Here is a 23,049-nt window from a genome sequence, read left to right on the forward strand (position 1 = left end):
GCCCCCAAGGGGCAATAGGGCGTTGAAGCGGCGTGCAACCTCTGGAATAGTCTGGCGGACGCGCAGGCAAACGGGGTGCTTGAGGCAGGAGGGTCGAAACGTGAGCTTGCCGATCCGGATGGGAGCGCTGTTCGTACTCACCTGCGCGCTGGTATCGCCTGTCGGCTGGGCGCAGCACACGCTGGAACCGATCAACGCACACGATGACGATTATGTCGCGGATGAAGACTACGGCCCGCAAACCGATCTGCAGGAGCTGGATGCTGCCCATGCCGCCTATCTGGAAAAACCTGACCTGCAGCTGAAGCGACCTGAACATGACGCGCCGCCACCGGATTTCGATCCACCAAATCCGCCGCCGCGCTGGCTGAAGGCCATTTTTGATTTCCTTGGCCATCTCGGGCCGCTGCTCCAGGTCCTGTTCTGGGCGGCGATTCTGGCGGTGGTTGCAGGCGTTCTCTATTTCCTGTTCGGCGAGGCGATCCGCGTGCGGTTCGGCAAGTCCGGCAAGGGCAAGGGGGACAATCCCGACGATGTTCTGGTCGACCTGAGGCCGGACGCCCATGCGGCACGCTCGCTGCTGGACGAGGCCGACGCGCTGGCGCGGGCGGGCAAGTTCGCCGAGGCGGTGCACCTTCTGCTGTTCCGGTCGATCGACGATATCCAGCAACGGCTGGAAGGCGGCGTGCCGCGCTCGCTGACGGCGCGGGAGATTGGCGGGCTGGGTAATCTGCCCGACCGGGCGAAACGCGGCCTCGGCCCGATTATCGCGATCGTCGAGCACAGTTTCTTCGGCGGACGCGACGTGGATGAGACGGGATGGAGGACAGCGCGCGACTCCTATGAGCAGTTTGCCTTCGGCGAGGCCTGGGCATGAGCGACAAGACCGGCAACTCGCCCTTTGCGGCGCGCACGGTGGCCGTGCTGCTGACAATCGCGATTGTGTCCTTCGGCGCGGTGATGGTTCTGGCCGGCTGGGCGCCGGAACTGCGCGACCGCAATCATGCGGGCGACCATCCGTTTTCAACATCCGCGCTCGGGTTCAATGGAATCGTGCAGCTGCTGGAAGACCAGAATTACCCGGTCGAAGTCTCGCGGCTGGAACACCGGCTTGAAGGCCGCGACTGGGGTCTCATGATCGTCACCCTGTCGCCTTGGGGCATGGCCAGAAAACTGCAGGACATCACGCTGCAACCGACCACACTGATCGTTCTGCCGAAATGGACCGGCACGACTGACCCGTTCAATGCAAGGCGCCAGCGCGATACGCGCTTCATGCAGGCGCGCCGCCTGAACGACTTGCTGAGCGAGTTGAATATTGATGGGGAGATCGGCCGGATCGATGTGCCAGGCCGGACCGATACGCCGTTCGGCGACATGGCGTTGAAGCCGGACCTGAAGATGCAGGTCATTCGGTCGACGTCACTGGTGCCGATCGCGGAGACAAATGACGGCATCCTGCTCGGCAAGCTGGACGACCAGGACATCTACATCCTTGCCGACCCGGACATGCTGAACACGTTCGGTCTGGCCGAGCGGGAGAATGCGCGGTTCGCCGTGCAGCTGATGGACTGGCTGCGCTATGACGAAACCGAGCCGATCATTTTCGACGCGACGCTGCATGGTTTTGTCCGTTCGGAAAACCTGTTGCAGATGGTGTTCGACATTCCCTTCATTGGTGCAACGCTGGCGGCACTGGCCGCTGCCATCCTGCTCGGCTGGGCAGCCTTGGTCCGGTTCGGCCCGACCGCGCGCGAGGACCGGGTGATCGCGCTGGGCAAGCAGGCGCTGGTCGACAATTCGGCGGGCCTGTTCACGATGGCGCGGCGGGAGACACGCCTTGCGCCGGGCTACCTGACCATGATGCGGCGGCGGGTTGCGCGCGAGATCGCGGCACCGAAAACCATGACCGAAACGCAATTGTCCGCCCTGTTCGACCGGCTGGGGCCGGAAGAGCAATCGGGCAAGACATTCTCACAAATCGAACGCGGCCTTCGCACGGCATCCGCCAGTCGCGAAGAGCTGATGAACAAGGCCCGCGAACTGTATCGCTGGCGACGCGACATTCTCAGGAGAGGCACGCATGAACGTAAGTGACATCAAAGAGCTCGCGGGAAGGATTCGCGGCGAAGTACGCAAGGCAGTGATCGGCCAGGACGTGACGGTCGACATTTTGCTGACGGCGCTGTTTTCGTCCGGGCACGTATTGCTGGAAGGCCCGCCTGGAACGGCGAAGACGCTGCTGGCACAATGTTTCGCCAAATCCATCTCGCTGGATTTCGGACGTATCCAGTTCACGCCGGACCTGATGCCGGGCGACGTGCTGGGCACCAACCTGTTCAACTTCCAGACCAATGAATTCAGCCTGACCAAGGGACCGATCTTCACCGACCTGCTTCTGGCCGACGAGATCAACCGGACGCCGCCGAAGACGCAGGCCGCCCTGCTGGAGGCGATGCAGGAGCGGAAGGTGACGATTGACGGTGATTCCTATCCGCTGAATCCGCGCTTCACCGTGATCGCGACGCAGAACCCGATCGAGCAGCAGGGCACCTATCCCCTGCCCGAAGCGCAACTGGACCGGTTCCTGTTCAAGCATACACTGGACTATCCGAGCCGCGAGGAAGAATTCGCCATCGTTGCTCAACACGGCACGCGAACCGGCATGAACACGCCTGCCTCGTTCGGCATCGAATCCGTGATCACCGCGTCAGACCTGGACACGGCGGTCGGGGTCGTTTCGCAGATCAAGCTGAAGGATGACATCATCTCGTATATTGTCGACCTGATCCGGGCGACGCGGGAAACCCCTGCGCTGGAAACCGGCGCGAGCCCGCGAGCGGCCGCAGCCCTTGCCACCGCTGCGCGGGCGCGCGCTGCAATCGACGGGCGCGATTTTGTCATTCCGGACGATGTGAAGACGCTGGCCCTGCCGGCCCTTCGCCATCGCATCCTGTTGTCACCAGCCGCCGAGATCGAGGGCAAGACCACGGACGAGACGCTGGCCGGCATCGTCGAGCAGACGGCGGCGCCCCGTTGATTTCGCCGACGCCTCGCGCGATCTTCCTGATGCTGCTCGGCGTGCCGCTGATGCTGGCCATCGCACTGATGGCCCCAGCGCTGTGGACTGTCTCGGCGGGCTGGATTGTCGGCGTTGGCGCGCTGATCCTGCTGGACGCCATGATGGGCGCGTCATTGCGGGCCTATGACGTGGACATGGGACCGCCTGCCCTTCTCTATGTCGGAGGGAGCGATCCTCTGCCGGTCGTTCTGGGCTTTGCAAATGGTGCGTTGCCGCAGCGCATTCGGGTGCAGCTGGAAACGAACGATATTCTCGAGAGCATTCCTGCCAAGGGCCTGCGCGGCTGGGAAGGCCGGGAAAGGCCGTATGAATTTACCCTCACACCGAAACGGCGCGGCATGGCAAAGCTTGTGCGCCTGTGGAGCCGCTGGAACGGACCGCTGGGACTCATACAGAAACGGCACATATTGCAGCTGGATCACGAGATCGTGGTGACGCCGAACATTCGCTGGGTGAAGGATGAGGCGATCCGCCTGTTCTCGCGCGACGCCGCCTTCGGCATCAAGACCCAGATCGAGCGGGGCGACGGCAGCGAGTTCGATGCCCTGCGTGAATTTGCAAGCGGCATGGACCGGCGGGCGATTGACTGGAAACATTCGGCCCGGCACCGCCTGTTGCTGGCCAAGGAATTCCGGACAGAACGCAACCACAATATTGTCTTCGCGTTCGATACGGGGCGGCTGATGAGCGAACCGCTGGGCGGGGTGCCGAAGATCGACCGGGCGATCAATGCCGGGCTGCTCCTCTCCTATGTTTCGTTGCGTCACGGCGACCGGACAATGTTCTATGGTTTCGACTCGCGACCCGGCCTGACGACCGGATTCCTGAGCGGGCCACGCGGGTTTCCCAAGGCGCAGGGCATGGCAGCGAACCTCGACTATTCGACCGAGGAGACGAATTACACGCTGGCCCTGTCAACGCTGGCCAGCCGCCTGGAGCGGCGCAGCCTGATCATCATCTTTTCGGATTTTGTCGACACGATTTCCGCTGAACTCATGCTGGAGAACGTGAAGCGGCTGACCGAACGCCACCTGATCCTGTTCGCGACGTTCGAGGACGAAGCCTTGTCGGGCCTGGTGGACGCCCCGCCGGAGACGACCGAGGACGTGACCCGCGCGGTGATTGCCGACGGGATGCTGGCGGAGCGGGACATTGTCCTGCGCCGCCTGCAGCGGATGGGCGTACAGGTCATCGAGACGAAACCGGAAGCGTTCGGCGGGGAACTGATTTCGCGCTACCTGCAGATCAAGCAGAGGGACCTGCTATGAGCGACATGCTCAAATCCTATCGCTTCCGGGAAGAGCGCGAGTCCGACTGGCGCAAGCTGGACCTGATCCTGACCCGGGCGGAGAACAGGGGCGTCAAGGGCCTGAGCGACGAGGAAATGACCGCTTTGCCCCGGCTCTACCGGCAGGCTGTGTCCTCCCTGTCCGTGGCGAAATCCATCTCGCTGGACCAGAACGTCGTCACTTACCTGGAGAGCCTGTGCACACGGGCCTATTTCTTTGTCTACGGCGCACGGACCACGCTGGGCGAGCGGATGATGGACTTCCTGCGCCGGGGCTGGCCGCGGGCGGTGCGCGGCGCGGTGGGGCCGACACTGCTGTCTTTCCTGTTCCTGTTCGGCGGCATCGGGCTCGCCTTTGTCCTCTGCCTGCAGGACATGGAATGGTTCTGGACCTTCCATGGCGAGAACATGATGGATGGGCGCAACCCGGATGCGACGGTGGAATACCTGCGTTCGACGATCTACACGCAGGACGGAGAAAACGGGCAAAGCGAGCTGGCCGCATTTTCCAGTTTCCTGTTCAACAACAATGCGCAGATCTCGCTGTTTGCCTTCGCGCTCGGCTTTGCCTTCGGCGTGCCGACTGCCTGGCTGCTGCTGTACAATGGCGTGACCATCGGATCGCTCTATGCCGTCTTCTGGCAGAAGGGGCTGGGATACGAGTTCACCGGCTGGCTGATGATCCATGGCGTGACCGAATTGTTCGCCATCATTCTGGCCGGCGCGGCGGGATTCGTGATTGGCGGAGCGGTTGCGTTTCCGGGGCAGAAGACGCGGATCGCCTCGGCGCGGGCCTCCGGGCAACAGGCCGCGACAATGGCCATGGGCTGTGTGATCATGCTCGTCATCGCAGCCCTGCTGGAAGGCTTCGGGCGGCAGATGATCAATTCCGATACGGTGCGCTACACGATTGCGGCGATCAGCCTGTTCCTGTGGTGCGCCTATTTCTACCTGCCTCGCGCGGAGCGTGAGCTATGACCAACACGCCCGCCCCTGCCCGTCCGGGCATCAGCATGGAAGCGGCCCAGCGCCGCCGGGCGCGGCTGGCCGAACAGATGCGCGTCGGCAAGATGATGCGCACGCTGGTGACGCCGGAAGGCGCGGAGATCCGGCTGAAGCTTGCCAGCGTGGCCGAGCGCGCCGGGGCCTTGCTCATCGACCTCGCCATCCAGTGGGCCGTGCTGCTCGTCGTCTGGTTCGGCTTTGCCTACATGGCCGCCGGGATGGGGTTCGATCAAATGCAGATCGCCTTTTCCTTCGTGCTGGTCTTCCATTTTTTCCTCCGGAACTTCTATTTCGTTTTCTTCGAGATCGGCCGGAAGGCGGCGACACCGGGCAAGCGGGCCCTGGGCCTGAGGGTGGCCGCGCGCGATGGCGGACGGCTGAATGCAGACGCGGTGCTGGCGCGCAATTTCATGCGGGAGATCGAGATCGGCCTGCCGCTGCAATTCGTGTTCATGGGAGGCGACCGGGTCGGGGCCTGGATCGCCCTGCTCGGGCTGGCCTGGTCAGGTGTGTTCGTCTTCTTTCCCTTCTTCAACAAGGACAAGATGCGGGTGGGCGACCTGCTGGCCGGCACATGGGTGATCAAGGCGCCCAAGGCGCAGCTGATGAGCGACATCGTGGCGGCGGTGGCATCGCCCGAACAAGGCGCGCGCTTCGCCTTCACGACCGCGCAGGTGGACGCCTACGGCATCCATGAACTGCATGTCCTGGAGGACGTGCTGAGGCAGTCGACACCCGAGATCAAGCAGCAGGTGGCCGAACGCATCCGCGCCAAGGTGGGCTGGGAGCGCGGCACGGGCGAGACCGACCTTGCCTTCCTGGAGGCCTATTACGCGGCCCTGCGCAAGCGGCTCGAACAGCGCATGTTGCTGGGCGAGCGCAAGAGCGACAAATATGATGTGGGGCGGTGACGTATCGCCGTGGGTTTCGCTGCCTTTGAACGCTCATCCTGAGCGAAGTCGAAGGATAGGGCGCAGGCGAATTCTGCTCTCCCCGGGCCCGTCCTTCGACTTCGCTCAGGATGAGCCCTTCTCGTCACTCGACCTGGGGTGGGTAAGCCTGTAGAATTTGCCTTTCTCGTGAACAGGCGGGGCGGTTCGAGAGCGAGAGAGTTGTTTCAGCCCGTCCCAGTCTTCCGCGATGAAGGCCAGCTTCTTGGCGCGGGTCCAGCCTTTCATTTGGCGTTCGAAAGCGATCGCTTCGGTCGGGTGTTCAAACTCACCGGCCCAAGCCAGCGTCACAGGACGTCGGTGATAGGTGTAGGCTGTTTTGGAAACGCCTTCATTGTGGTCCCAGATGCGCGCGGCAACATCCTCTCCCCGGTGCGACCCGACATAGAGGCGTCCATCAGCACATTCGAGAACATAGACCCAAATTCGCATACACACCGATATAGCGCTCATGCTGAGCGAAGTCGAAGCACGGGCGCGGGACGCACGCATGGGGTTCCATCGCACGGGGCTCGTCCTTCGACTTCGCTCAGGATGAGTCCCTGAGTTGGCCTGTGTTTGGCTTTAGCCCGGTTCGGGCGGGGGCTGGAGTTTGTAGAAGGCGGCGTCGTTGAAGAAGCGGAGGTCGGCTTTGACTTCGGGCAAGAGCCGCTTGGGAGCGATGCCGGGGATTTTCAGGAAGGCGAGCGAGACCGGGCGCGGATGGCCTCTGGCCTTGCGCCTTGCAGTCCAGCGGGCGAAGCGTTTGGCGTGGGCGTCAGGCTGGTCGATGACAGCCTGCAGGGCGCGGATGCGGGCGAGCAGGGGCGCGCTGGTTTTCGGCTGCGGCACGCGCACGGGCTTTGGCGGCTTCGGCGGTTCGTTGAAGAAGCGGATGCGCGGGCCATTATTCTTCGGGCCGGGGCCGAGGGGTTCGGTGAAGCGGAACCGGGGAATCGCGGCCCCCACCTTCGCAGGAGAGGCGGGCGTCATGCTTGCCGGGATCGACTGGCCTGAGGCCCCGGCTTTCGCCGGGGACACGGAAAGCGTCATGTCGGGCGCCATCAGGTAGAGTAGGCGCCGTGCCATGGCTTCGGCAGGTTTGAGGACGAGCAGCGCCTTGGCGGCAAGGCCACGCGGCAGGGGGATCGCGTCGATCCCCAGGATGTGCCGCGCGATGGCCACGAGGCTGGCAATGCGCAGCCAGCCTTCCGGCGCGAGATGGTCGATATCCTGTTGGTCGAGCGGAAACATGGGCCCCATCATGCCACAGATCTGGCGGGGGCGGAGAGACGGGTCCTTTTCCTACAGCCTGTCCTTTACCCAGTCGCGGGTGAGGAAGCCGTCGATCAGGTCGCAGACGAGGCCGAGTTCGACGAGGGCGGTGGCGAAGCGGTCCGGGTCGGCAAGCGGTTTGAAGATGGAACCGGCCTCGAACTGGTTGGGCGCCTCCAGGGCGATGGTCATGTGACCGTCCTCGAAAATGCCGCGCAGCTTTCCGCCGGAGAAGTGGCGCTCAAGCGCGATCAGCCGCTCCATCCGGTCCGGTGTCAGCAGGGCGCGGGCTTCGACCTGGTCGGTGGAATAGACCGTGAAGGCCCGGTCGAGTTCTGCGGAGACGAGGCTGACTTTCTGCAATTCCTTCGCCGCCTTGCCGCGCTTCCACCAGCGCGAGCGGGCCATGAGCGTGCGGCCATGGAAGAGACCCGGGTATTGGACGTGGAAGAGGAGGCCCTGGAACACCGTGCCGCCATTGTCGCCGGAGGTTTCGAGCTTCGCCTCGACGAGGGAAAAGGCGGCGCCTGCCCGCTCGCCCTTGATGAGGTCTTCGAAATGGCGGGAATCGTGGCCCGGCAACAGGCTGGCATCCTCCAGCACATCATAGGCGGGGGTCGGGCATTCGGGGCCTGTGGCATCCGACGCGCCGAAGCTGGCTGTGCCGAAGGGCGTGGTGATGCGGGTCTGGCTGCGGCGCTTGCGCTTGCCGGTCTTGCGGCCGGGCGTGCCGTAGCGAGCCTGGTGGGCCTTGGCCGCGGCGATGAGGCTGCGATAGTTGGTGACACTGGACACGTCGGGCGCGAGGGTTTCATAGGTGAAGCCGAAGCATTGGCAGGCAGCGCCGAGGACGAGCTCCTTGGTGGCGGACTTCATGGCGTAGATGCGCAGCCAGTCCATACCGGCGACCAGGATGATGGAAATCGGAGTTCCGAAGACCAGAACAATCGTCCATGCCCCGAACAGGAACGGCCGCATCACGCCAAAAACGAGCAGGAGCAGCCAGGGAATCACCGCCGCGACGGCTGTCTTGCGCCAGACCTTGCGAATGGTCTCGCGGCGCTCGGATTCGCGGGCATGGAGGGCGGGCGCCAGCGTCTCGGCCCAGATGCGCGGGCCGTGGGCGAATTCCGGCCGCTTCGGGGCGATGGCCTCAAGGCTCGGCACGTTTACGGGGCTGCCCGCTGCATCATATTCGATCCGCGCCATGCCGCGCCCCCTTTTACCTGCCTGATTCCATAGCATTGACGGGCGCTTGGTGAATAAAAAATTCACGGTCCGGCTGTTGACGGCGCCCCTGGCCACACCTATTTCCGCTGCACCGTTAGCAGTCTGGGCAGGTGAGTGCTAATTCTCGCCCTGCCCCAGCGCTGACGCGACAGATTCAACCCCAGAACCTACGTAGAAAAGCGAGAGGCTCAATCATGAAACTTCGTCCCCTCCACGACCGCGTCGTCGTGCGCCGCGTCAAGGAAGAAGAAAAGTCCAAGGGCGGGATCATCATTCCCGATACCGCCAAGGAAAAACCCCAGGAAGGCGTTGTTGTCGCCGTAGGCGCAGGCCTGCTTGATGACGCCGGCAAGCGCATCCCGCTCGACGTGAAAGCGAAAGACCGCGTCCTGTTCGGCAAATGGTCCGGCACGGAAGTCACCGTCGAAGGCGAAGAGCTGCTGATCATGAAAGAGAGCGACATCATGGGCGTTCTGGAGACCAAATAGTCTCCGCCCTGTCGCAATTTCCTGAATTTTCAACCTATTCAAAGAGGTAACTCACTATGGCTGCCAAACACGTTGTTTTCGGCTCCGAAGCCCGCGAGAAGATGCTCAAGGGCGTCGATGTTCTCGCCAACGCAGTGAAAGTCACGCTCGGCCCGAAAGGCCGTAACGTGGTGATCGAAAAATCCTTCGGCGCACCGCGCTCCACGAAGGACGGCGTCACCGTCGCAAAAGAAATCGAGCTTGAAGACAAGCTGGAGAACATGGGCGCACAAATGCTGCGCGAAGTCGCTTCCAAGGCCAACGATGTTGCCGGTGACGGCACGACGACCGCTACGGTCCTCGGCCAGGCCATCGTTCGCGAAGGCATGAAACGCGTTGCCGCTGGCATGAACCCAATGGACCTGAAGCGCGGTATCGAGAAAGCCGCTGCCGAAGTCGTCCGCGACCTCGCCCACCACGCCAAGAAGGTAAAAACCAACGAAGAGATCGCCCAGGTTGGCACGATCTCGGCGAACGGTGACACCGAAGTCGGCGCGATGATCGCAGAAGCGATGGCGAAAGTCGGCAATGAAGGCGTCATCACGGTTGAAGAAGCCAAGTCGCTGGAAACCGAACTCGAAGTCGTCGAAGGCATGCAGTTCGACCGCGGCTACCTGTCGCCTTACTTCATCACCAATGCTGACAAGATGATCACCGAACAGGAAGATGTCCTCATCCTTCTGCACGAGTCGAAACTGTCTTCGCTCCAGCCAATGCTTCCGATCCTCGAAGCCGTTGTCCAGAGCCAGAAGCCACTCCTGATCATCGCTGAAGACGTTGATGGCGAAGCCCTTGCCACGCTGGTCGTGAACAAGCTGCGCGGCGGCCTCAAGATCGCTGCTGTGAAGGCACCGGGTTTCGGCGACCGTCGCAAGGCCATGCTGCAGGACATCGCTGTCCTGACAGGCGGCCAGGTCATCTCCGAAGACCTCGGCATCAAGCTGGAAAACGTCGGCATGGAAATGCTCGGCAAAGCCAAGCGCGTGTCGATCACGAAAGACGACACGACCATTGTCGACGGTGGCGGCAAGAAGAAAGACATCGAAGCACGCGTCGCACAGATCCGTGCCCAGATCGAAGACACGTCGTCGGACTATGACCGTGAGAAACTGCAGGAACGCCTGGCGAAACTCGCTGGCGGTGTTGCCGTGATCAAGGTTGGCGGTGCGACTGAAGTCGAAGTGAAAGAGAAGAAAGACCGTGTCGACGACGCGCTGAACGCAACGCGCGCAGCTGTTGAAGAAGGCATTGTTCCTGGTGGCGGCGTGGCCCTGCTGCGTGCTTCCAAGAACATCGACGTTGTTGGCATCAATGACGACGAAAAAGCCGGCATCGACATCGTCCGCAAGGCGCTCGAAGCTCCGCTTCGCCAGATCGTCGAGAACGCAGGCGTTGAGGGATCGGTTGTCGTCAACACGATCCTCGCCAACAAGTCTCGCTCGTACGGCTTCAACGCCCAGACCGAAGAATATGGCGACCTGGTTGCCATGGGCGTCATCGACCCTGTGAAAGTGGTTCGCTCTGCCCTACAGAACGCATCCTCGGTTGCAGCCCTGCTGATCACAACGGAAGCTGCAATTGTTGAAGCTCCGAAGAAGGAATCAGCCGGCGGCGGTGGCGGCATGCCTGACATGGGCGGCATGGGCGGCATGGGCTTCTAGTCCAGGCGCCAAGCCAACCAATACGAACAGACGGCCCTCCGGAAACGGGGGGCCGTTTTTCGTTTGCCATTTGGGCGGGGTCACGATCCGCCCGCCAGAACAGATGCCAGGTATCCGCTAGCGGGTACTACTCAGCTTCGGATTTGAGCCGGGCGAGTTCGGCTCTCAGTTTTTCAAGCGTGCGAGCGCGGTGAGCTGCTTCTCGTTCGCCTTCCGCTTCAAGACGCGCAATGGCCTGCTCGAGCGCTGCCGCCTTGTTTTCAGGCCTGGCTTCGTCGCCCGTCAGGCAGATGACGCTGACCTGGACGTCGCTGCTGTCTTCGCTTTCTTCGCGGAATTCGAACTTGAACACGTCCTCGTCGCCCTCGCCTTCCGGACAATCGGCGACGTGCATTGTGTGGTCGCCATGCTTCATGACGCGAATGACCTTGGTCTCGCCGTCTTCCCCCGTCGCATCGACGGTCGTTGCATCGCCCATGGACACCTTGCTCACTTTCCTGACGATTACGCGGTGAGGCTTTTTCTCCGACTCCACGGTTTCGGCCTGGGGCGCGGCCGGGTCCGCGGTGGCTGCAGGTTCGCTGGCGCAGGCGGTGGCAGCGACAGGCAAAGTGGCGGCTGCGGCGAGCAGGATCGCAGGAAAAGTGATGCGCAACATGGGCGTCTCCTCTGTTTGACTACATATGTAGTCTAACGAAAGGGACGCCCTGTCAAGCTGGGGACGAAAAGGACCTAGAGCAGGTCACCGCCTGCGGCTGCGGCGGTGGTGCCATCCTTCTTGAAGGCGCGGATGACGTTCTTGCCGGTGATCCATTTGTGCACTTCATCCGGACCGTCGACGAGGCGCTGGGAGCGGATGTGGGTGTACCAGGCCGCGAGCGGCGTATCGAGCGAGTATCCGAGCGCGCCGTGGAGCTGGATGGCGGTGTCGACAACCTTGTGCACCATGTTGGCGAGGAAGACCTTGGCGATGCCGTTCTCCTGGCGCAAGTCCATGCCGTTCTCGGCCTTGTAGGCGATATGCATGAGCATGAGGCGGGCGATGTAGAGTTCGCTGGCGCACTCGGCGAGCATGAACTGGACGCCTTGGCGATCCTCGAGGCCCTTGCCGAACGTGGAACGCTTGGTGACATGTTCCGTGGCCAGATCGAGCGCGCGCTGTGCCATGGCGACATTGTGCATGCCGTGGCGCAGGCGGCCATAAGCGAGCCGGTGCTGGCCCATGCTGAAGCCGCCGCCCTCGCCGCCGAGCAGGTTTTCTTCCGGGACGATGAGATTTTCGATCTTCACCTCGGCATGGCCGCCGCCCATCTCTTCATAGTGCGCGCCGTGCACGGCCATTGTGGGGATGTCGCGGATGATCTTGTAGCCGGGGTTTGGCAGCTCGACGATGAAGGTCGAGTATTGCTGGTGGCGCGGTGCGTCCGGATTGGTCTTGGCCATGACGACGGCGATATCGGCCGCACTGGCCGCGCTGGAGAACCATTTCTCGCCGTTCAGGACATAGTTGCCCTTGCCGTCCTTGATGGCGGCGGTCTGCATGCCGGTGGCGTCGGCGCCGGCGGCCTTCTCGGTCATCGAATAGCAGATGCGCTTTTCGCCATTGAACAGGGGCTTGAGGTATTTCTCTTTCTGGAAGTCCGTACCGTGGGCGAGCAGCGTGAGCATGGTCGCGTCATCCGGGCCCTGCGAGTTCATCGACAACGCGCCGAGATGGCTTTGTCCCAGCTCCATCTGCACGAGCGCGTTGGCGAGCGGGCCAAGGCCCATGCCGCCATGCTCGGTCGGGATGAAGGGCAGCCAGAGGCCCTGGGCGCGGGCCTTCTTGCGCAGCGCGGCGAGCACCGTCTTGTAGGCCTTGCCGGCGGCCATTTCCTTTTCGGCCGGGATGCATTCGTCCTGCACCCATTGGCGCACGCGCTCGCGTACTTCCTTTGCGTCGTCTGGAATGGTGAAATCGATAGCCATTGGTGTTTCTCCCTGTTTTCTGGGACCAAGGCTAAGCGCGAACCGGTCCTTTGCCCATAGCTGCCGCATGGTCAGGCGTTCCCAGCAGGCCCGGCCGGGTCTACAAATCAGGCAAAAGAACATCCCTGAGGAGAGAAACCCATGCAGATCAGCAAATCCACACCGCTCGTCGTTACCGGCGGCGCATCCGGCCTTGGACAGGCTACCGCCGAAGCCTTTGCCAAGGCGGGCGCCCCAGTCGCCATTTTCGACATCAATGAGGAAAAGGGCGAGGCGGTCGCCAAGGCGATTGGCGGCCTGTTCTGCAAGGTGAACATCCTTGACGAGCAATCGGTTCTCGACGGCTTCGAGAAGGCCCGCAAGGCGCATGGGCAGGAACGCGTGACCGTGCATTGCGCCATGACGGCCAAGGGCGGCAAGACGCTGCGCTTCGACAAGGAGAGCCACGCGTTCAAGCGCCTACCGACCGAAGACTACGCGTTCGGTGCGCAGGGCATCCTCGTATCCTCCTATCGTGTCGCCTCGATTTCGGCACTGGGCATGGCAAACGCCGAACCGATCACCGAGGATGGCGAGCGCGGCGTGATCACGCTGACGGCGTCGGTTGCCGCCATGGACGCGCAGATCGGACAAGTGGTCTATGGATCGTGCAAGGCCGGCGTGAACGGGCTGGTCCTGCCGCTGGCACGCGACCTGATGGACCTCGGTATCCGCGTGAACTCGATCATGCCGGGCATCTTTGCCACGCCGTTGATGCTGGGCGCGCCGCAGAAGGTGCTCGACAGCCTCGCCGCGTCAGTGCCCTTCCCCAAGCGCCTCGGCAAGCCGGAAGAGTTCGCCTCGCTGGCCATGCAATTTGCCACCAACGGCTATTTCAACGGCCAGACGATCCGCCTCGACGGAGCGATCCGGATGGCGCCGCGTTGATCTGACCGAAGACGCAGCGTCCATCTACGTTTCTGGCTTTGCTGCCCCGGCGGCAAGGCCATACACTCGCAAAAAATATAATCAGGGAGACGACATATCGTGGCCAAGGCTTTTGACTGGAATTTCGGGGATATGCTGGACGCAGTGGGCGAGGTGCTGGGCGACGATGCCCCGGCCCTGATCCATGGCGATCGGGTGATTACATGGCCCGAGATGACGGCGCGGTCGAACCGGCTGGCGCGGAACCTGCGCGAGATGGGCGCCAAGACCGGCGACAAGGCCGGTTTCTACCTGCGCAACCAGCCGGAATACATCGAGGCGCTGGCGGCCTGTTTCAAAGGACGGCTGACGCATGTGAACGTCAATTACCGTTATCTCGACGACGAGCTGGTCTACATTTTCGACAATTCGGATTCCACGGTCGTTTTCTACGACATTGAGTTCATCGAGCAGGTCGAGCGGGTGCGCGGGCGCCTGCCGGGCGTAATCGCCTGGGTGCAAATTGGCGGCGACAGCGTGCCGGACTTTGCTGTGGCCTATGAAGACCTGGCCACGAAGGGGGATGCCTCCCCGCTCGGGATCGAGCGATCAGGCGACGATTTGCTGTTCCTCTACACCGGCGGGACGACGGGCATGCCCAAAGGCGTGATGTGGTCGCATGGAATTTGGCGGCAGGCCGGCATGGAGGGTGTCGCCAAGGCGGGCGGCGTGGTGCCGAAGGACCTCGCCGCACATGTCGACAATGCGCTGGAGATCGGCCGGCATGCGCGGATCATTCCCGCCTGCCCGCTGATGCACGGCACGGGCCTGTTCACGGCCATGGGCGTGATGCTGAACGGCGGCACGATCGTGACGCTGACCGAGAACAAGAATTTCAGCCCGCAGAACCTGTGGGAGACGGTCGACAAGAACGGCGTGACCAATATGGCCATTGTCGGCGATGCGTTCGGCAAGCCCATGCTGAAGGAATTGGACGAGAATCCCGGCAAGTATGACCTTTCCACCGTCGTGGCGGTGGTCTCGTCGGGCGTTATGTGGTCGAGCGAGATCAAGCGCGGCCTGCTGAAGCACATGCCGCAGGCGGCCATGATGGACAGTTTCGGCGCGTCGGAAGCGGTGGGCTTCGGCTCGTCCGCGATGACGGCGGACGGCGAGGTGAAAACCTCGAAATTCGAGCTTGGCCCGCAATGCAAGGTGTTCTCGGAGGATCATCGCGAGATCCAGCCGGGCAGCGGCGAGGCGGGTTTCGTGGCGCGCGGCGGCGCGGTGCCGCTCGGCTATTACAAGGACCCGGAGAAGACGGCGAAGACCTTCCCGACCATCAATGGCGTTCGCTATTCCATCCCGGGCGACTGGTGCACCGTGGAAGCCGACGGCTCGATGACGCTTCTGGGGCGCGGGTCGAACTGTATCAACACGGCCGGTGAAAAGGTTTATCCCGAAGAAGTCGAAGAAGCGCTGAAACTGCACGATGCGGTACGCGACGCGCTGGTGGTCGGCCTGCCGGACGAAAAGTGGGGCCAGGCCGTTACGGCGGTGGTGTCACTCGATGGTGAAGTTTCGGAAGACGAGCTGCGTGCCTTCGTGGCGACCAAGATCGCGCGGTTCAAGTCACCCAAGCGCATCTTCTTCAAGGCGGACCTCGGCCGCGCCGTGAACGGCAAGGCCGACTATAAGACGATCAAGGCGTTTGCAGTGGAGCAAGCGAGCGCGAAAGCCTAGGCGGTTTGCTTGTCCCGGAAGCGCGGAATGCGGTAGAGGCAGGCATGACCGACACATCCAAACCGAACGGCCCGCTACATGGGCTGAAAGTCGTCGAGATGGGGCAGCTTATCGCGGGTCCCTTCTGCGGCCAGTTGCTAGGCGACATGGGCGCCGAAGTCGTGAAGATCGAGCCGCCCGGCAAGGGCGACCCGATGCGCGAATGGGGCCAGGGCGACAAGCCGTCCTGGTGGCGCGTGATTGGCCGCAACAAGTATTCCGTTGCCGTGGACCTGCGCACAGAGGAAGGCCAGCAACTGGCGCGCGACCTGATCGGTGAGGCTGACATTCTGGTCGAGAATTTCCGGCCCGGCGCGCTGGAGAAGTGGAACCTCGATCCCGTAAAGCTGCGCGAGGCCAATCCGGGCCTGATCGTGTCGCGCATGTCTGGTTACGGCCAGACGGGGCCCTATGCCCAACGGCCGGGTTTCGGCCTGATCGGCGAGGGTTTTGGCGGCCTGCGCGGCATTGTCGGCGAGCCGGACCGGATGCCGTCGCGCGTGGGCATTTCGATCGGCGATACCCTTGCGGCGTCCTATGGCTGCATGGGCGTGCTCGCGGCGCTGCACCACCGCAACCAGACAGGCCAGGGCCAGATCATCGACGTGGCGCTTTACGAGAGCGTGCTGCAGGTCATGGAAAGCTATGTGGCGGACTATTCGGCGTCGGGTTTCATGCGCACCCGCACCGGCGCGATCCTGCCGAAGATTGCGCCGTCGAACGTCTATCCGTGCAAGGATGGCGAGTTCCTGATCGGCGGCAACCAGGACCCGATTTTCAAGCGCCTGTGCGATGCGATGGCGCGGCCTGACCTCGCAGAGGATGCACGCTATGCGACTCACCTGGCGCGCGGCGAGAACCAGACGGAGCTGGATGGGATCATCAGCGACTGGACACGCACGCTGACAGTCGCGGAACTGGAAGCCCTGTTGCTGGAACATGGCGTGCCGTCGGGCAAGATCTACACGGCGGCAGACATGCTGGCAGACCCCCATTATGCCGCGCGCGAATCTGTGGTGACGCTGGAGGACGCGGACCTCGGGCCCGTGACCATGCAGAACACGTTCCCGAAATTTTCGGCCACGCCGGGATCGATCCGCAAGCCAGCGCCTCGCGAGGTCGGTGAGGATACCGAAGCGATCCTGGAACGCTGGCTGGGACGACCGGCCTAGGCGGGGACTGGCGGGCCGGGAAATTTCGCTGACTTGGCAATCACGTCGTCCGGCGTCTTCAGCATGGCCTGGTACATTTCCGGCGGGTAGACCATGTGCGGCTTGGCCGGGTCGTAGGCCGGCTGGGGCTCATTGCCCTGCCCAGCGTATGGCGCTGGCGCCTTGTAGGCTTCGGCTTCCGCCGCCGAAATGCCCGCCTTTTCGAGCACGACCGGATCAATCCACTGCTTCGGATCGACCGCTGTGACAGGCGCGGCGACTTCGAGCGTCATCTGGTCCGGCCCGGCGAAATAGATCGACTGGCAAAAGCCGTGGTCGAGCGGGCCGATGACATTGATACCATGGCTGCGCAGGCGATCGCGCATGCCCAGGAGGCCTTCCTCGTCATCCGCGCGGAAGGCGAGGTGCTGCATCGTGCCGGCGGCGCTGGGCAGCGCACCATTACCGGAATGGGTAATGCCGAGCGTGGCCGGAATCTTGTCGACATCGGGCAATTGCACGATCGAGAAGAAGCTGTGGTCATTCATTCGGAGGAAGGCGTGCAGGCCGCCGGGGACGCCATGCATGTCGAACAGCGCGACGAGCGGGAAGTTCATGACCTCGGAGAAGAAGGCGATATGCTTCTTGATGTCCGATGCCATGATGGCGATGTGATGTATGCCGCTTGGCTGCGGCCGGGACTGTTTGGTCATTCCTCGGGCCTTTCCTGCTTTCCCCTGATCGTTCTTTCGGCAAGTATGCGCCTGAGAAAAAACAAGGGCAAGGAACGCAAGATGGCTATCGCAAGGGAACCCTACGGATTTGTTCATGCGGATTCTGGACGACTGAAAGAGACCTATGGCGGCCCGGCAGGACAGGTGTTCGTCGAGTGCATGCGCATCCGGCCGGACGACGTGGACGCAAAAACGGTCATCATTTTCAGCCATCCGATCGGCGGCGGTAGTTTCCTGCCGCTGGTGACGTCGCTGGCCCATGCCGGGCACCATGTCATCTATTGCAACCCGCGCTACCGAGGCAACGACACTGCGCTGATCATGGAGAAATGCGTGCTGGACCTCGGCGCCTGCATCGCCGACGCGAAGAAACGGTTCGGCTATGACAAGGTGGTGCTTGGGGGGTGGTCCGGGGGCGGGTCGCTGTCGCTGTTCTACCAAGACCAGGCCGAGCATCCGACGATCACCGAGACCCCTGCGGGCGACCCGGCAGACCTGGCAGGCGCCGGGTTGATCCCGGCGGACGCCATCCTGTTGCTGGCGGCGCACATCAGCCGGTCTCACACGATGACGGAATGGATCGACCCCTCGGTCCTGGACGAGGACAAGCCGTTCGAGCGGAACGTTGAGCTAAATATCTACGATCCGGATTGCCCGAACCAGCCGCCCTATACGGATGAATTCGTTGTGACATTCCGAGCGGCGCAGGTGGCACGCAACCGCCGCATTACGGACCGGGTGCTGACGCGACTCGCCGAGATCAAGGCCGGGCCGGATCCGGATTCCGAGCGCTGCTTCGTGGTCCAGGGCACGATGAGCGACGTGCGCTGGCTGGACCCGACGCAGGACCCGTCGGACCGAAAGCCGGGGACGTGTTACCTGGGCGACCCGAAGATTGCCAATGACGGGCCGGTGGGGCTGGGGCGGTTCACGACCCTGCGCTCATGGCTGTCTCAGTGGAGCTATGACAAGAGCCGGGCCGACGGGACAGGCAACGCGTCGCGTATTTCCTGCCCTGTCCTGGTGATCAGCAATTCGGCCGACCTCGCCTGCACGCCGAGCCATGCCCAGAGGCTGTTTGACGCGGTCGGTTCGGAGGACAAGCAGTTGGTGACGATCAAGGATGCCGACCATTATTACATCGAGCGTCCCGACCTGTTGCCGCATGCTGTGAAGACGGTGTCGGACTGGATGGGTGCACGGCGACTGTTCAAGCCGGGGGCATGACGGGCTTGTCTTAAAGGAACAGCAGAGTCCGCATGGAATAGGCAACGGCGGCAACGACCAACATGGACGCGAGCGCAATGCCTGCGAACCAAGCGAGGCGCCTGACGAAGGGGCCTTCAGGCTCGCCGTCCGGCAAGGGCTCGGTCGGACGGAAGACTGGGTCAGCCATGATAGCCATCGCCGGGCTTCACCTTGCCCCAGAACAGAGAATAGACATACGCCGTGTAGAGCAGGATGATCGGCAGCATGATCGCGGCGCCGACCAGCATGAACGCCAGGGCATTGTCGCGGGCGGCCGCTTCCCAGATCGTGTATTCGAACGGCACGATATAGGGGTACAGGCTGAGGCCCAAACCGATATAGCCACTGAGGAAGATGGCGACGCCGAGCAGGTAGGGCCGCCAGTCGGGCGGGCCGCCATGGCCGGTCTGCATCGACAGGTCCCGCCAGAGCCATGCGCAGAAGAACATGCCGGCAAGCGGCGCTGGTGACAGCGGCAGGAGCTTCGCAAAATCTATATGCGTCATCGAAAAGCCCCAGCGTTCACCGACCGACGGATCTATGGCGAGCGTGGCAAGGCTGACGGCCAGAAAGCAGATGGCGACACCGGCCAGCGCGGTGCGGGCCCATTTGCGCGCGCGCAGGAAGAGTTCGCCTTCCGTCTTCAGCACGAGCCAGCAGGCGCCCAGCATCAGGTAGCCGATAATGACGGAGACGCCGACGAGCAGGGTGAAAGGCGTCAGCCAGTCGAACGCGCCGCCCGCAAAGGCGCCGCCTTCGACCGTTATGCCCTGGATCATGCCGCCCAGCATCAGGCCCTGTGAAAAGGCCGCAATGGCAGAGCCGCCAAAGAAGGCACCATTCCAGAACTTTTGCGTTGTCGGGCGCACGGCCTTGTGCCGGAACTCGAAGGCGACACCCCGGAAGATCAGCGCGGCCAGCATGATCAGAACAGGCAGGTAAAAGGCCGGCATGATGATGGCGTAGGCGGTGGGAAACGCGGCAAAGAGGCCGCCCCCGCCAATGATGAGCCATGTCTCGTTACCGTCCCAGACGGGTTCGATCGTGGCGGTCATCATGTTGCGCTCTTCATCGCTGCGCGCGGCGAATGTGAGCATGCCGATACCGAGGTCGAAGCCGTCGAGCAGGACATACATGAAGACCCCGACGGCGAGAATGAAGCCCCAGATCAGTGGTAGATCGAGTGTCATAGCCGGCTCCTATTCCGCTGCCACAATATCTTCGCCGGTCTCGGCAAACTCATCGACGGCACCCAGCGGCGAACCGGGCGCGCGGCGGCCTTTCGGACCCATCGGATCGTCGTCGAAGCCGCGGGTGGCGATGCGCGCCATGTAGACAGTGCCTGCCGTGAAAATGATTGCATAGGTGACCATGAAGACGAGCAACGAGGTGGCGACCTGCGCCGTGGAGACCGGCGAGACGCTGTCGACCGTTCGCAGGGCGCCGTAGACCGTGTAGGGCTGGCGGCCGACTTCCGCGACGATCCAGCCGGTGATGACGGCAATGAAACCGAGCGTTCCGCCCGGCACGGCCAGCCAGTGGAAGATGCCCTTCTGGTCAAGCCGCCCGCGCCACCAGAGGAAGCAGCCCCACAGGCCGATGGCGAGCATGCCGAGGCCGGCGCCGACCATGATGCGGAAGCTGTAGAAGACGATCCATAGCGGGGGCGTGTCTTCCGGCGCGAAGGCATCGAGGCCTTTCAGGTCTTCCCCCTTGGGCGCGTTGGCGAAAAGGTAGGGACTGGTACCAGGTATCGTGATGCCGGCATGGCCGCATTCATTGTCGGCGGGCCAGGCGAGCAGCACGGTTCCCTGGACCGGCGCACTCTCGCACCAGCCTTCGGCAACGGCGATCTTGGCAGGCTGGTATTCATGCGCGACTTCTCCGGACTGGTGACCGGCAATGATTTGCAGCGGCATGAGGAGCGCAAGCGTACCGGCCGCCATGCGCATCTGCCAGCGGGTGGGCGTCGTGATGCGGTCGTTGATCACCTGCCATGCCCCGGCGGCCATGACGACGGCAGCGGTGGTGATGTAGGCGGCGAGCAGCATATGGGCGAGACGGGTCGGGAAGCTCGGGTTGAAGATGACCTTGATCCAGTCCGTGGCGTAGAAATTGCCCGTCACGGGATCGATGGCGAAACCGTCCGGCGTCTGCATCCAGCTATTGGCCGAAAGGATCCAGAAGGCCGATATCGTTGTGCCGATGGCAACGGCGCACGTGGCCACGAAATGCAACTTGCGGCCGACCTTGTTCCAGCCAAACAGCATGACTCCCAGGAATGTCGCTTCGAGGAAAAAGGCGGTGAGCACTTCATATCCCAGCAGCGGGCCTATGACGCTGCCGGCAATTTCCGAGAAGAGGCTCCAGTTCGTGCCGAACTGGTAGCTCATCACGACTCCCGAAACGACGCCCATGGCGAAGGCAAGCGCAAAGATCTTCACCCAGTGCAGGTAGAGCCGCTTGAAGACTTCATTGCCGGTCTTCAGCCACAGGCCTTCGCAGACGGCCAGAAAGGCGGCGAGACCGATCGTGAAAGCCGGGAACATGATGTGAAAGGCAATGACGAACGCGAACTGGATTCTCGACAGGAGAAGGGCGTCAAATTCCATTGGTGTCATACCCCCGGGAACGATTTGTCCCGAGCGGAATACCACAATTCGCACCAGAGTGCGCGCTCAGCGTTGTCGCGCGCCAACCTGCCTCATGCGGTGCGCCGCCGCAGCGAGCGAAAAACCGCGTCGGCTCGCGCAGCAAGATGGCCATTGGCTTTCACAAGGTGCGCCCGGACATGGACGAGATCGCCGTCCACGGCGGTGACTTCGGGGTGCGCCTCAAGCCATGTGCCTTCGGGCACGATGTCCATGAATTCGAGGGTCAGCTTGATAGTGACGGACATGCGGCCCGTGGCGCTCCAGACAGCCCAGGCGAGCGCGCTGTCGGAGAAGGCCGAAATCATGCCGCCGTGCAGGAAGCCCATGCCGTTGCAGTGGCGATCAAGCACCCACATGCCGGTGCGAATATCACCTTCGGCCGTGGCCCGGTAAGTCGGGCCGTTGTGCAAGGTGAACTTGCCGCGCGAGGGAGTCGGCGCAAAGCCCGGAGGGGGCGGATTCATGATGCCTTGCGGATCATTCGCCGACGTTTCCGAACAAGGCATGCTGGACAATGTCGCCGGGCTCGATGCCAAGGGCGTCACAGCGGCCGCCATTCAGCTCCAGCACGGCCTTGACCGGCACGCCGGGACCGATCGTGCGCAGCGAGCCGGGAACGGCGTTGCGGGCGATGGCAATCACCTTGCCGTCGGGCGCAACGAACAGCATGTCCAGCGGGATCAGCGTGTTCTTCATCCACATGCTGGCCTCACGGGGCTGGCCGAAATCGAACAGCATGCCGGCATTCGGCGCCATTTCCGGGCGGTTCATCAGGCCGGTGCGGATCTCGTCGGCATCATCGGCCAGTTCGACCGTGAAACGGTGGACGGAATCACCGGTATCGATGACAAGCGGGCTGGTTTCCAGTTGGGCGAAGGCACCCTGAACAAGGAAAAGCGCGGCGGCGAAAAGGCTGGCGATCAATCGTGTCATGCGAGGTGGTTTAGCTGCGCATTCGGGGGTCGGCAAGCGCTCTTGCAGTGCAGCGGCCCGACCTTAGCGAGGTTTCACGAACGTGACATGTTCGCCCTTGGAACCGTTGTCGATCACGACATCCAGCAAGGTGCCGGGCTCGACATCGTCATAGCCCGCCTTTTTCAGGATCACAGCATGCACGAAGATATCGACCTCGACGCCTTCACGATGCACGAAGCCGTAACCGCGCGTGCGGTTGAACCATTTCAGCGTCACGGGTGTGTATTCAGGCTCCTCACCCGTCTCACGCGCGACAACGGCACGGGGCCGTTCCATTTCGATGATATGGGCTGTCTGCCAGCCGCGCTCGCTCTTGACCGCATCGCAGACAATGCGGGCGTCTTCGTCGGCATAGGTTTCGCCATAGTCTCGCAAGCAGGAAACATGAAGCATGACGTCGCCCTCAAGCGATGCGTCGGACGTGGATTCCGCGATGATGAATCCATAGCCCTTGGCGCCGTCGAACCACTTCACACGGCCGATCACGCGCACTACGGGCTCAGCACCCGGCATGTCTGATTCAGATTTTGCCACAGCTCTCGTCATCAACCCAAATTCCCCAAGGACGTAACCTAAAATGTGAAGACGCGCTTGTCACGCGATCTTCACATCAAAAATAGGAAAGTTCGGTCTC

General features: G+C 62.6%; 24 protein-coding genes. 12 read left to right on the top strand and 12 right to left on the bottom strand.

The features are described from left to right. Positions 1-100: 100 nt before the first annotated feature. Genes AC0L7I_RS12675 through AC0L7I_RS12700 form a run of 6 tightly spaced genes read left to right on the top strand, consistent with a single transcriptional unit; the run spans position 101 to position 6,286 of the window. Entirely contained in the window at positions 101-877 is a 777-nt protein-coding gene (locus AC0L7I_RS12675; RefSeq protein WP_473396787.1) for a hypothetical protein, read from the top strand. After that, positions 874-2,097 carry a DUF4350 domain-containing protein gene (locus AC0L7I_RS12680; RefSeq protein WP_473396788.1) on the top strand — a complete coding sequence of 408 codons (1,224 nt, stop codon included), beginning with the start codon at positions 874-876 and terminating at the stop codon, positions 2,095-2,097. The genes AC0L7I_RS12675 and AC0L7I_RS12680 overlap by 4 nt, the downstream gene beginning before the upstream one ends. After that, positions 2,084-3,040 (top strand): AAA family ATPase, encoded by a 957-nt coding sequence (locus AC0L7I_RS12685; protein WP_473396789.1) that lies wholly within the window; start codon positions 2,084-2,086, stop codon positions 3,038-3,040. Before AC0L7I_RS12680 ends, AC0L7I_RS12685 begins: the two co-directional genes overlap by 14 nt. Beyond that, the gene (locus tag AC0L7I_RS12690) at positions 3,037-4,350 is read left to right on the top strand and encodes a DUF58 domain-containing protein (protein ID WP_473396790.1); all 1,314 of its coding nucleotides are present in this window, start codon (positions 3,037-3,039) and stop codon (positions 4,348-4,350) included. The genes AC0L7I_RS12685 and AC0L7I_RS12690 overlap by 4 nt, the downstream gene beginning before the upstream one ends. Further along, positions 4,347-5,348 carry a stage II sporulation protein M gene (locus tag AC0L7I_RS12695; protein ID WP_473396791.1) on the top strand — a complete coding sequence of 334 codons (1,002 nt, stop codon included), beginning with the start codon at positions 4,347-4,349 and terminating at the stop codon, positions 5,346-5,348. Before AC0L7I_RS12690 ends, AC0L7I_RS12695 begins: the two co-directional genes overlap by 4 nt. Further along, positions 5,345-6,286 (top strand): RDD family protein, encoded by a 942-nt coding sequence (locus AC0L7I_RS12700; protein WP_473396792.1) that lies wholly within the window; start codon positions 5,345-5,347, stop codon positions 6,284-6,286. The genes AC0L7I_RS12695 and AC0L7I_RS12700 overlap by 4 nt, the downstream gene beginning before the upstream one ends. 105 nt (positions 6,287-6,391) lie before the next feature. Here the strand turns inward: AC0L7I_RS12700 and AC0L7I_RS12705 are convergent, their stop codons facing one another. The 3 genes from AC0L7I_RS12705 to AC0L7I_RS12715 form a co-directional block, all read right to left on the bottom strand. Beyond that, entirely contained in the window at positions 6,392-6,757 is a 366-nt protein-coding gene (locus tag AC0L7I_RS12705) for a GIY-YIG nuclease family protein (protein WP_473396793.1), read from the bottom strand. A gap of 132 nt (positions 6,758-6,889) precedes the next feature. Continuing rightward, positions 6,890-7,570: a hypothetical protein gene (locus AC0L7I_RS12710; protein WP_473396794.1), complete on the bottom strand. Its 681-nt coding sequence runs from the start codon at positions 7,568-7,570 to the stop codon at positions 6,890-6,892. A gap of 39 nt (positions 7,571-7,609) precedes the next feature. Further along, positions 7,610-8,788 (bottom strand): DUF3137 domain-containing protein, encoded by a 1,179-nt coding sequence (locus tag AC0L7I_RS12715; protein ID WP_473396795.1) that lies wholly within the window; start codon positions 8,786-8,788, stop codon positions 7,610-7,612. 215 nt (positions 8,789-9,003) lie between these two features. On the opposite strand from AC0L7I_RS12715, the gene groES reads away from it, so the two are divergent. Beyond that, positions 9,004-9,297, top strand: a complete 294-nt coding sequence (groES, locus tag AC0L7I_RS12720; protein ID WP_335595721.1) for a co-chaperone GroES — start codon at positions 9,004-9,006, stop codon at positions 9,295-9,297. A 56-nt stretch (positions 9,298-9,353) separates the two neighbouring features. After that, complete coding sequence (gene groL / locus AC0L7I_RS12725; RefSeq protein WP_473396796.1) at positions 9,354-10,997, top strand: chaperonin GroEL; 1,644 nt, start codon at positions 9,354-9,356, stop codon at positions 10,995-10,997. 127 nt (positions 10,998-11,124) lie between these two features. On the opposite strand, the gene AC0L7I_RS12730 is transcribed toward groL, so the two are convergent. After that, positions 11,125-11,655, bottom strand: coding sequence for a hypothetical protein (locus AC0L7I_RS12730; RefSeq protein WP_473396797.1), 531 nt, complete (start codon positions 11,653-11,655; stop codon positions 11,125-11,127). A gap of 74 nt (positions 11,656-11,729) precedes the next feature. Beyond that, a complete protein-coding gene (locus AC0L7I_RS12735) occupies positions 11,730-12,965 on the bottom strand; it encodes an acyl-CoA dehydrogenase family protein (RefSeq protein WP_473396798.1) in 1,236 nt (411 codons plus the stop codon). A gap of 141 nt (positions 12,966-13,106) precedes the next feature. Between AC0L7I_RS12735 and AC0L7I_RS12740 the strand changes: the two genes are divergently transcribed. The 3 genes from AC0L7I_RS12740 to AC0L7I_RS12750 all read left to right on the top strand — a co-directional run bounded on the left by AC0L7I_RS12740 (position 13,107) and on the right by AC0L7I_RS12750 (position 16,825). After that, on the top strand, positions 13,107-13,892 hold the full coding sequence (locus AC0L7I_RS12740; protein ID WP_473396799.1) for an SDR family oxidoreductase: 786 nt from the start codon (positions 13,107-13,109) through the stop codon (positions 13,890-13,892). Positions 13,893-14,024: 132 nt separating this feature from the next. Continuing rightward, the gene (locus tag AC0L7I_RS12745; RefSeq protein ID WP_473399155.1) at positions 14,025-15,614 is read left to right on the top strand and encodes an acyl-CoA synthetase; all 1,590 of its coding nucleotides are present in this window, start codon (positions 14,025-14,027) and stop codon (positions 15,612-15,614) included. Between the two features lie 44 nt (positions 15,615-15,658). Then, on the top strand, positions 15,659-16,825 hold the full coding sequence (locus AC0L7I_RS12750) for a CaiB/BaiF CoA transferase family protein (RefSeq protein WP_473396800.1): 1,167 nt from the start codon (positions 15,659-15,661) through the stop codon (positions 16,823-16,825). Here the strand turns inward: AC0L7I_RS12750 and AC0L7I_RS12755 are convergent. Then, positions 16,822-17,517: a VOC family protein gene (locus AC0L7I_RS12755; RefSeq protein ID WP_473396801.1), complete on the bottom strand. Its 696-nt coding sequence runs from the start codon at positions 17,515-17,517 to the stop codon at positions 16,822-16,824. The genes AC0L7I_RS12750 and AC0L7I_RS12755 overlap by 4 nt on opposite strands. Positions 17,518-17,598: 81 nt before the next feature. On the opposite strand from AC0L7I_RS12755, the gene AC0L7I_RS12760 reads away from it, so the two are divergent. After that, entirely contained in the window at positions 17,599-18,765 is a 1,167-nt protein-coding gene (locus AC0L7I_RS12760; RefSeq protein WP_473396802.1) for an alpha/beta hydrolase, read from the top strand. Between the two features lie 10 nt (positions 18,766-18,775). On the opposite strand, the gene AC0L7I_RS12765 is transcribed toward AC0L7I_RS12760, so the two are convergent. From AC0L7I_RS12765 to AC0L7I_RS12790, 6 genes are all read right to left on the bottom strand, one after another. Further along, positions 18,776-18,934 carry a hypothetical protein gene (locus AC0L7I_RS12765; RefSeq protein ID WP_473396803.1) on the bottom strand — a complete coding sequence of 53 codons (159 nt, stop codon included), beginning with the start codon at positions 18,932-18,934 and terminating at the stop codon, positions 18,776-18,778. Beyond that, entirely contained in the window at positions 18,927-19,976 is a 1,050-nt protein-coding gene (cydB, locus tag AC0L7I_RS12770; RefSeq protein WP_473396804.1) for a cytochrome d ubiquinol oxidase subunit II, read from the bottom strand. The genes AC0L7I_RS12765 and cydB overlap by 8 nt, the downstream gene beginning before the upstream one ends. A gap of 9 nt (positions 19,977-19,985) precedes the next feature. Then, positions 19,986-21,398, bottom strand: coding sequence for a cytochrome ubiquinol oxidase subunit I (locus AC0L7I_RS12775; protein ID WP_473396805.1), 1,413 nt, complete (start codon positions 21,396-21,398; stop codon positions 19,986-19,988). A gap of 92 nt (positions 21,399-21,490) precedes the next feature. Further along, on the bottom strand, positions 21,491-21,904 hold the full coding sequence (locus AC0L7I_RS12780; protein WP_473396806.1) for a PaaI family thioesterase: 414 nt from the start codon (positions 21,902-21,904) through the stop codon (positions 21,491-21,493). Between the two features lie 13 nt (positions 21,905-21,917). Beyond that, positions 21,918-22,373, bottom strand: a complete 456-nt coding sequence (locus tag AC0L7I_RS12785; protein ID WP_473396807.1) for a DUF192 domain-containing protein — start codon at positions 22,371-22,373, stop codon at positions 21,918-21,920. Positions 22,374-22,436: 63 nt separating this feature from the next. Further along, complete coding sequence (locus AC0L7I_RS12790) at positions 22,437-22,961, bottom strand: cold shock domain-containing protein (protein ID WP_473396808.1); 525 nt, start codon at positions 22,959-22,961, stop codon at positions 22,437-22,439. Positions 22,962-23,049 lie beyond the last annotated feature (88 nt).

It is taken from the genome of Hyphomonas sp. J20-32 (assembly GCF_055808555.1).